9 protein-coding genes are annotated in these 8,144 nt (G+C 66.8%); 1 reads left to right on the top strand and 8 read right to left on the bottom strand.

The window, feature by feature from the left end; all coding sequences use genetic code 11:
* Positions 1 to 606 (top strand): sensor histidine kinase (locus ACIQ42_RS12720; protein ID WP_397422566.1); only part of this gene is annotated, 606 nt, incomplete at its 5' end.
* A gap of 11 nt (positions 607 to 617) precedes the next feature.
* Here ACIQ42_RS12720 and ACIQ42_RS12715 read toward each other — a convergent pair.
* The 8 genes from ACIQ42_RS12715 to ACIQ42_RS12680 form a co-directional block, all read right to left on the bottom strand.
* Positions 618 to 1,097 (bottom strand): periplasmic heavy metal sensor, encoded by a 480-nt coding sequence (locus ACIQ42_RS12715; RefSeq protein ID WP_397422565.1) that lies wholly within the window; start codon positions 1,095 to 1,097, stop codon positions 618 to 620.
* The gene (locus ACIQ42_RS12710) at positions 1,097 to 1,513 is read right to left on the bottom strand and encodes a hypothetical protein (protein WP_397422563.1); all 417 of its coding nucleotides are present in this window, start codon (positions 1,511 to 1,513) and stop codon (positions 1,097 to 1,099) included. The genes ACIQ42_RS12715 and ACIQ42_RS12710 overlap by 1 nt, the downstream gene beginning before the upstream one ends.
* 4 nt (positions 1,514 to 1,517) lie before the next feature.
* Positions 1,518 to 2,063, bottom strand: a complete 546-nt coding sequence (locus tag ACIQ42_RS12705) for an RNA polymerase sigma factor (protein WP_397422562.1) — start codon at positions 2,061 to 2,063, stop codon at positions 1,518 to 1,520.
* A 17-nt stretch (positions 2,064 to 2,080) separates the two neighbouring features.
* The gene (locus ACIQ42_RS12700) at positions 2,081 to 2,515 is read right to left on the bottom strand and encodes an EF-hand domain-containing protein (protein WP_397422561.1); all 435 of its coding nucleotides are present in this window, start codon (positions 2,513 to 2,515) and stop codon (positions 2,081 to 2,083) included.
* Positions 2,516 to 2,668: 153 nt separating this feature from the next.
* A complete protein-coding gene (locus tag ACIQ42_RS12695; RefSeq protein ID WP_397422560.1) occupies positions 2,669 to 5,548 on the bottom strand; it encodes a bifunctional [glutamine synthetase] adenylyltransferase/[glutamine synthetase]-adenylyl-L-tyrosine phosphorylase in 2,880 nt (959 codons plus the stop codon).
* An 11-nt stretch (positions 5,549 to 5,559) separates the two neighbouring features.
* Positions 5,560 to 6,960, bottom strand: coding sequence for a sensor histidine kinase (locus ACIQ42_RS12690; RefSeq protein WP_397422559.1), 1,401 nt, complete (start codon positions 6,958 to 6,960; stop codon positions 5,560 to 5,562).
* Positions 6,961 to 6,993: 33 nt separating this feature from the next.
* A complete protein-coding gene (locus ACIQ42_RS12685; RefSeq protein ID WP_397422558.1) occupies positions 6,994 to 7,665 on the bottom strand; it encodes a response regulator transcription factor in 672 nt (223 codons plus the stop codon).
* A gap of 29 nt (positions 7,666 to 7,694) precedes the next feature.
* On the bottom strand, positions 7,695 to 8,144 hold a 450-nt coding region (locus ACIQ42_RS12680; protein ID WP_397422557.1), incomplete at its 5' end, for a PDZ domain-containing protein.

Raw genomic sequence — 8,144 nt, 5'->3', positions numbered from 1 at the left:
GACTATGCGCGCGATATCCTGAGCTCCGGCCAGCACCTTCTGGCGCTTATCAACGACATTCTGGACATGTCGAAGATTGAGGCGGGAAAGCTGAACCTGAGATTCGAGCCGGTCTGTCTTGAGGAGCTTGCCGAAGAGGCGCTACGGCTGGTGCGTAACCGCGCCGAGGCCGCCGGCCTGAGCCTCATCCTCGACTTCGTCGATCTGCCAGAGGTGGAAGCCGACTATCGGGCCGTGAAACAGGTGTTGCTGAACCTGTTGTCGAACGCCATCAAATTCACGCCACGCGGGGGCCGCATCAGCATTCGCGGTGAGCGGCGCGAGGACGCCCTGGGCGAGCGGGTCCGCATAAGCATCCATGACACGGGCATCGGCATTCTGCCGCAGGATCTCGAGCGCCTGGCGCGACCGTTCGAGCAGGTGGAGAGCCAGCATTCCAAGACAACCCAAGGCACCGGCCTCGGCCTTGCCCTGACAAAATCCCTGGTCGAGATGCACGGTGGACTTCTCGACCTTCGCAGTACGCCGGGGCAAGGCACCGTGGCAACCTTCGCGTTGCCGGTGCGGCAAAGCGAGGCCGTGTCGGTTTCAACCGCCGCCGCCTGAGACAGACAGCTCTATTGCGGCGGCTTGTCCCCTCGCGGCGTACGCGGTCGGGCCAGGGCTTCGGCCAGCCGGCTGCGATCGGCGGGCGAGAGGGTTTCCACAAATGCAACGAGCCGCCGATCCATTTCCAGACGACCCTCGAATTCCAGAGCTCGTGCGCGCTCCAGATTTGCCCGCGCGGCGTCAGGACTGAATTCCGGATCACCCAGACTGCGGAACGCCGCCTGACTGAGGGTTCGGGCCTCGCGCATTTTCGGGGCGGTGCGCGTTGAGAATTCCAGTGATCTTGCGCGCCAGGCTGCCTGGGCTTCCGGCGACAACTCCCGAATTGCCGCCCCCACGGGATTGCGGTTTCTCGGGTCCGGCCCCTTGGCTGAGATCGGCATCCCTCGGGGGCCGTCCGATAGCCTCGAGCCGACAAAGGCGCCGACGATGAAGACGTTAACCGCCAGCGAGACCGACAATGCGACCCAGAGCGCGCGTGTGGTCATCACACCTCCCCATCAAGGTCGAAGTCATAGTCCTGATCGCTCACGGCCATCGTCACAGACTCCGGGGGCTCAGCAGAGACTGTCGCTGCAGAGAGGTGGGCACCGACAAAAATCCCTGCGGCGCAGGCAGCCGCCAGCCCGGCGCCGAGGCCAGCGGGCCAAAGAAAACCCATCCATCCCCTGCGGCCTGGCCGCGGCCCGGTAGCCGCAATCCGATCCGCGAGGCCAACGGAAGTCTGAGGCGGCGCATAAGCGTACAGCGCCGTGTCGACCTCGCCGGCGCGGCCCAGTACCGACTGCGCCCAGTCGGTTCGTGCGGCCATCAGCACCGCCGCCGCCTCTCGCTCGGCAGCCGGCCAGCGGGCCACATCACCGCCAAAGGCTTCCGCCAGGGCTTCGAACCGTTCTGCGTTCATGGCCTCACCCCTTCATGTCCGCGAGCGCGGCGCGCAAGGCGCGTCGACCGCGACCCAGCAGGCTTTCCAGCGCCTCTACGCTGACGCCCATCACGGCGGCCGCCTCGATGTTGCCGAGCTCCTGATAGTGACAGAGCACGATGGCCTCCCTTTGACGATCCGGCAGCGACTGAAGCGCAGCCCCCACCCGCCGACCGGTATCCGCCGCCTGCAAGCCCCGGTCGGGGGCCGGTCCATCGTCCGCACGATCCGGCGGATCGGCAAATGCAAGCTCGCGCCGGCGACGCAGCCGGTCGTAACAGAGGTTCAGCGCCACCCGGTGCAACCAGGTATCGAACCGCGCCTCGCCGGGCCGCCAGCGTGAAGCCTGTTTCCAGATCCGCAGGAACGCCTCCTGGGCGACGTCCTCCGCCTCGGCGGCGTCGCCCAGCATGCGTCCGGCCAGAGACAGCAGGCGGGGCAGTTTGCGAGCGACCATAGCCCGCGTTGCCGCGGGATCGCCCACAGCAACGCGCGCCAGCAGCTGGTCGTCCGAATCTCCCAAGCGCATTGGCTCCTGGAGTGCGTCTATCCGGGTCCGGGACCACCGCGCGCCCTCTGCCGGATCATGGCCGTCTCCTCCTTCGAGAGCCAGCCGTCCTTGTTGGCGTCGGCCATTTCGAACCGGCGCTGGGCCATGGCGCCAGCTTCAGCGGCCGTGACTGCGCCGTCCTTGTCGGCGTCAAGACGCATGATACCGCCCATCCGACCACCGCGCCGGTCGCCTTCGCCCTGTTTGGCCACGGCATCGACTTCGGCCTGGGTGATCTTGCCGTCCTTGTTTGTGTCCAGTCGAGCAAACATGCGCCCCTGGCGAACGGTCTCCACAGCCTTGAACTCGGACAGGGTAACCTTGCCATCATTGTCGGCATCCGGATTCGGCGGCTTACCGCCCCGGCCCGGCTGGGCATGGGCAGTCGTGACGGTCAGGGCCAGAGCGGCTGTGAGCAGGATCAGTTTCATAGGTCCTCGGTGGTTCAGTTTCGCACCCCGAAAACTTGTACGGGCGATCAAACCGTTTCCGTCGCGCGCCAGGGCGGATTGAGGAGAAGTGGGAACCGGTTTTCCGCCCGCAACCCGCTCTAAACGGATGGGAGCGATCATGTTCTTCGAGATCTAGGCCTTGACCAACGCCAGATAGGCGGCGCGCGCCGCTGAACGCGCTCCGGTCAGGCGGCTGCGCAATGCTCTGTAGCTGCGAGCGCCTCCGGCTCGTGCCAGTAACGCCTGAAAGGCCTTGGGTTCGTCGTCCGGCTGCGGATCGTCGCCCAGCGCCACCTTGAGCAACTGGGTCAGGTCCTGCTGCAACCGCCAGGCCGCCGAGAGTGCGTCCAGAGCCTTCGGATCGGCCAGCCCTGCGGCGCCAAGCGCATCCAGAGCTGCTGAAGTATTTGGCGACAGCGGCCCGCCTCGATCGGCGTGGACCAGCTGCAGAAATTGGGCCGTGAACTCGATATCCACCAGACCTCCCGGTGACAGCTTGAGATCCCAATCACCCTTTGGGGGCCGTTCGGCCTCAAGCAACTCGCGCATCTCCCGCACATCGGCCGCTGTTCGGGCGGGGTCATGGGGTCTGCGCAAGGCGGCCTCGATGACGCCCGCGGCCGCGTCGGCAAAGGCGTCGCTGCTCGCCCAGACCACCCTGGCACGGGTCAGCGCCAGCAACTCCCAGGTCTCGGCCTCGCCCTGATAGTAGTCGGCGAAGGCCGCAAAACTCACCGCCACAGGCCCCTTGGTGCCTGACGGCCGAAGCTGCATGTCCACGTCATATAGCTGGCCCTCGGTGGTCGGGCTGGACAGGGCGGCGATCAACCGCTGCGTAAAGCGGCCGTAGAAGCTTGATCCGTCCCAACCCTTGAGCGACGACGTCGCCGTCGGGTCAGACGCCCGATAGAGCGTCATCAGATCCAGGTCTGACGTTGCGCTCATCTCACGCGAGCCGCACTTGCCCAGGGCGACCACAGCGACTTCTCCCGGAAAGTCGCCGCCGAGCCGCTCGGCTTCGGCGAGGGCCACGGGCGCCAGGGCATCGATGCACAGGTCAGCCAGCTCAGCGAAGGCATGCCCGGCGGCTTCGGCGCTGGACGACCCGCTCATCACCTGCACGCCAATCCGGAAGGCCTGCTCACGGTGGAGGCGACGCACCGCGTCCATCGCCCCCTCAAACCCCCCGGCCGCCTGGACTTCGCGGGCCATGTGCGCGCGCTCGGGCGCGACGTCGACCTGGTCAAAGAATTCGGGATCCAGCATGGCGTCGATCGCTGCGGGCCGTCGGGCCAGGGTGCTGGCCAGTCGCGGTGCGAAAGCCAGTACCTGCACCACCAGTTCGAACAGCCTGGGCTGCGCCAGAAACAGGGACTGGAGCTGAACCCCGGACGATAGCCCCTCGAAGAAATCGCCGAACCGCCTGAAGGCGATTTCGGGCGCACCCGTGGCATGGGCGGCTTCGAGCAACCGGGGCGCCAGCCGCGTGAACAGCTCCCTGCCCCGTTCCGTCCGGGTCGCGGATGCGCGGCCGTGATGCCAGGTCCGGATGGTTTGCGAGACCCGCATCGGATCGGGAAATCCCATACGAGACAGGGTGGCAAGCGTCTCCGGATCATCGTCCACGCCGGTGAACACCAGACTGCCGAACCGGGACGACAGTTGCTCCGCCTCTGCGAACAATTCCCCGTAGCGGGCATTGACCGCCCTGAGGGTCCGCGTGACCGCCTGATCAAACCCGCGAAGCTGATCGTAACCCGCCAGGGCGGCGACCCGACGTCGGTCTGTCGCAGACTCCGGCAGCCTATGGGTCTGCTCGTCGGCGATCATCTGGATTCGGTGCTCAGCGGCGCGCAGCCAGATGTAGGCCTCGGACATCTGGGCCGCAGCGGCCGCGCTGACATGTCCCGCCGCCGCCAGGGCCCCAAGCGCGTCCAGCGTACGGTTGCTGCGCAGTTCAGGGTGGCGGCCGCCCAGGATCAGTTGCTGGGTCTGGACGTAGAACTCGATCTCGCGGATCCCGCCGCGGCCCAGTTTGACATCTACACCGGCGGCCGAGACTCGCTCGTCCACCTTGTGAGCATGGATCTGGCGCTTGATCGCGTGAATGTCGGCGATGGCGGCAAAGTCGAGATTTCGCCGCCAGATGTAGGGGATCAGTTCGTCGAGAAACGCCTGGCCGGCGGCCAGGTCCCCGGCGCAGGCGCGGGCCTTGATGAAGGCGGCGCGCTCCCAGTTCTGGCCCACGGTTTCATAGTATTCCAGCGCCGCCGGAACCGGGACAGCCAGGGGCGTGGAGGATGGGTCCGGCCGCAGCCGCAGGTCCACGCGAAACACATAGCCGTCGGCGGTTCGGACCTGCATCAGGTCCGATACCCTTTGGGTCAGACGAAGCGCCATCGCCAACGGCTCCACGCCGGGTGCCGTCACACCCAGAAGCGCCTCGGGGTCGAAGAAGATCGAAACATCGATGTCGCTGGAATAGTTCAGTTCATAGGCGCCCTGCTTGCCCATCGCGATGCAGAACCAGCCCGGGACGGGATTGTCGGGGTCCGCAATACGGAGAAGGCGACACTCCGCCAGTTCCTGGCTGGCGGCGACGGCCAGGGACGCCCGCAGCGCGGCGTCGGCGAAGCGGGTCAGGGCGCCGGTCACCTGATCCAGATCCCAGACCCCGCCCAGGTCGGCCAGTGCCGTCAGCAGGTGCAGTTCCTGTTTGAGGCGGCGCAGGACGCTTTCGGCATCACCGGGCAGTCCGTCAGAGACCGCCCGTGTGCGGGCCAGCAGATCCTCCAGCCGGGCGGTCGGATCGTCCGCCAGGAGGTCGCCCAGCCTGGCCGGATTGCGCCGGGCCAGCGAAATCAGATAGGGCGACGCGGCGAATACCGGATCAAGCGCTGCCCAGGTCGCCTCCGGCAGCGCCAGCCCCTCGCCGATCACACCGCGCGCCCGCGCTGCCGCCTTGGCGTCGATCACGGGGCCGCAGGGCTTGATGGCGTCGCCGAGTCTCATGGGCACAGGCTCTACGCCCTTGGCAGGATGAACGCCACGCGCAGGCCCGGGCCCATTTCGCCGACCTTGCCGGGACCTTCCGACAGTTCCAGCCGTCCGCCATGCGCCTCGGCCACGGCGGCGACGAGGGAGAGGCCAAGCCCGGCGCCGGCTTCATTGCGGCTGTTCTCCAGTCTCACGAAGCGCTGGATCACCCGTTCACGGTCTTCGTCAGGAACGCCCGGGCCAGTATCGGTGACCGAGAACTCCACCTCGCCTGACGACCTGCGCCGCACCCGCAGCATGATGGCACCGCCGGCGGGCGTGTACTTCACGGCGTTGTCGAGCAGATTGGCCAGGGCCTGCGCCAGGAATTCGCGATTGCCGCGCACAGTGAGACCAGCGGTGATCTCGGCGGCGTATTCCAGATCCTTGTCCTCGCAGAAGGGTTCGTAGAGTTCGGAGATGTCAGCCGCGAGCTCCGCCGGATCGAAGACCACCGGGTTCGGCGCCTGACCGGCCGCCTGCAGTCGGGCGATGGAAAGAACTGCGCCGAAGGTCTTCAATACCCCGTCCGTGTCCTCCAGCGCCTGGGCCAGCGCCTCCTCGGCATTGCCCTTGCCGGCTTCCACGTCGATATAGGCCGCCTCCAAACGCGCACGCAGCCGGGTCAGGGGCGAGCGCAGGTCGTGGGCGATCGCGTCGCCCGCATGCCGGTGTCCGGCCATGGAGCGCTCCAGCCGGTCCAGCATGTCATTGACGCCCTGGGCCAACTCGTCGAACTCATCGCGTGCGCCGCGGACATGGGCCCGGACCCCGGTCTCGCCATTGCGCACCCGCTCGACCACGTCGATCAGGCTGACCATGCTTCGCGAGACATTGCGGCTGACCAGCAGGCCCACGCCCAGGCCCAGCGCCAGCACCAGGAGCCCGGCGGCCTGCAAGGCGCCGACAATGCTGGCGAGATAGGCCTCATCCTCGCCCGCATCGGCGCCGACAAACAGCACCTCGCCACCCTTCAACCGTTCCTGCAGGCCACGGGCGGGATGTTTCACCGCGCGACCCTGGGCATTGATGTCGGTCACCTGGAAACTGGCCCAGGCGGGTTGGCCCGTGAAATTTTCCACCGGCGACTGTTCGATCGATCCGGAGATGCGCCGGCCATCCTTGGCCAGCAGCAGATAGAGAAAAGGCTTCTCGCTCGACGCCCGCTCAATCAGGGCCTGGTTGACCGCATCCGGGCCGGCGCGGTCGTACACGCCGATCAGCGAGGTCATCTCGCGGCGGATATCGCGATCCGTGCGGCGCGTCGCCTCGCCCGCAGTGGCGATATAGATATAGGCGAGGAAGGCCGAGGCAGCGCTGGCGAACAGCGCCAGGATCAGCACCGTCAGGCGAAATGGCGTAGTCCGGAACAGGCGGGGCATCTTCATGCCGGACACCCCGAGGGCGATCCTGTGATCGAGCTAGGCATCCAGCCGGTAGCCGGCGCCCCGAACCGTCTGCAGCATGGCCCGGTCAAACCCCTTGTCGATCTTGGAGCGCAGGCGGGAGATGTGCACGTCGATGACGTTGGTCTGGGGGTCGAAGTGATAGTGCCAGACTTTCTCCAGCAGCATGGTGCGCGTCACCGACTGGCCGGCGTGGCGCATCATGAATTCCAGCAACTGGAACTCGCGGGGCTGAAGATCAATCGCCTTGCCCGCTCTGTGAACGGCGCGCGCGATCAGGTCCATCTCCAGTTCGCCCACCTTGAGCATCGTATGGACGGACCCTGTGTCGCGGCGGCGCGCCAGGGCTTCGATGCGGGCGATCAGTTCGGGGAAGGCATAGGGTTTGACCAGATAGTCATCCGCACCGGCCTGAAGCCCGTCAACCCGGTCGCCCACCTCGCCCAGGGCGGACAGGAACAGCACCGGCGTACGGTCCCCCTCGCGGCGGAGGGTTTCGACCAGCTGGATGCCATCCATCTTCGGCATCATGCGGTCCACGACCATGACATCGAAGGCCCCGCCCTGCGCCGCGGCAAGGCCTTCCTGACCGTCTGCGCCCCGGACACACTCGTGACCCGCCTCCGTCAGGCCACGCGCCATGGCCTCGGCCGCCTCAAGATCGTCCTCGACAATCAAGATCCGCATGTGAGTCCCGCCCTTGTCAGGCCAGGAGACTACCCCGAAATCTTGATCGGCAGAAACGCGGTGCGGCCGCTGCGCAGGACACCCACCAGGACGCTTGTGCGGCCTGCTTTTTTGGCGGCGTCGACGGCGGCGGTCAGATCGGCGGGCGTTGCCACGGCGCGGTCGTTGACCCGTGTGATCACGTCGCCCCGCCGAAGGCCCTTGGTTCCCGCGTCGGAGCTCTGATCGACCGTTTCGACCATGGCGCCGCGAACCTCCGCCGGCAGGTTGAGCCGATTGCGCGCCACGTCGTCCAGCGGACCAACAGTCATCCCGAGCACAGAAGCCTTGCCCGGCGCGCCCGGCACAACACCGCCGCCGCCGGCGCTGCCCGGCTCATTGCTGTTGGCGGCCAGTTCGCGCTCGGACGGACGGACGCCGGAGCGGATGTCCACCATACGACGCTTGCCTTCGCGGATAACCTCCAGACGCAGGAGATC

Source organism: Phenylobacterium sp. (genome assembly GCF_044372605.1).
Classification (GTDB): Bacteria; Pseudomonadota; Alphaproteobacteria; order Caulobacterales; family Caulobacteraceae; genus Phenylobacterium.
The sequence above is the reverse complement of the archived record's forward strand: the minus strand, read 5'-3'. Positions and strand labels throughout refer to the sequence as shown.

Coding starts and splice junctions, on each gene's coding strand:
- ACIQ42_RS12715 (WP_397422565.1), bottom strand. CDS start 1,097: ATGACCACACGCGCGCTCTGGGTCGCATTGTCGGTCTCGCTGGCGGTT.
- ACIQ42_RS12710 (WP_397422563.1), bottom strand. CDS start 1,513: ATGAACGCAGAACGGTTCGAAGCCCTGGCGGAAGCCTTTGGCGGTGAT.
- ACIQ42_RS12705 (WP_397422562.1), bottom strand. CDS start 2,063: ATGCGCTTGGGAGATTCGGACGACCAGCTGCTGGCGCGCGTTGCTGTG.
- ACIQ42_RS12700 (WP_397422561.1), bottom strand. CDS start 2,515: ATGAAACTGATCCTGCTCACAGCCGCTCTGGCCCTGACCGTCACGACT.
- ACIQ42_RS12695 (WP_397422560.1), bottom strand. CDS start 5,548: ATGAGACTCGGCGACGCCATCAAGCCCTGCGGCCCCGTGATCGACGCC.
- ACIQ42_RS12690 (WP_397422559.1), bottom strand. CDS start 6,960: ATGAAGATGCCCCGCCTGTTCCGGACTACGCCATTTCGCCTGACGGTG.
- ACIQ42_RS12685 (WP_397422558.1), bottom strand. CDS start 7,665: ATGCGGATCTTGATTGTCGAGGACGATCTTGAGGCGGCCGAGGCCATG.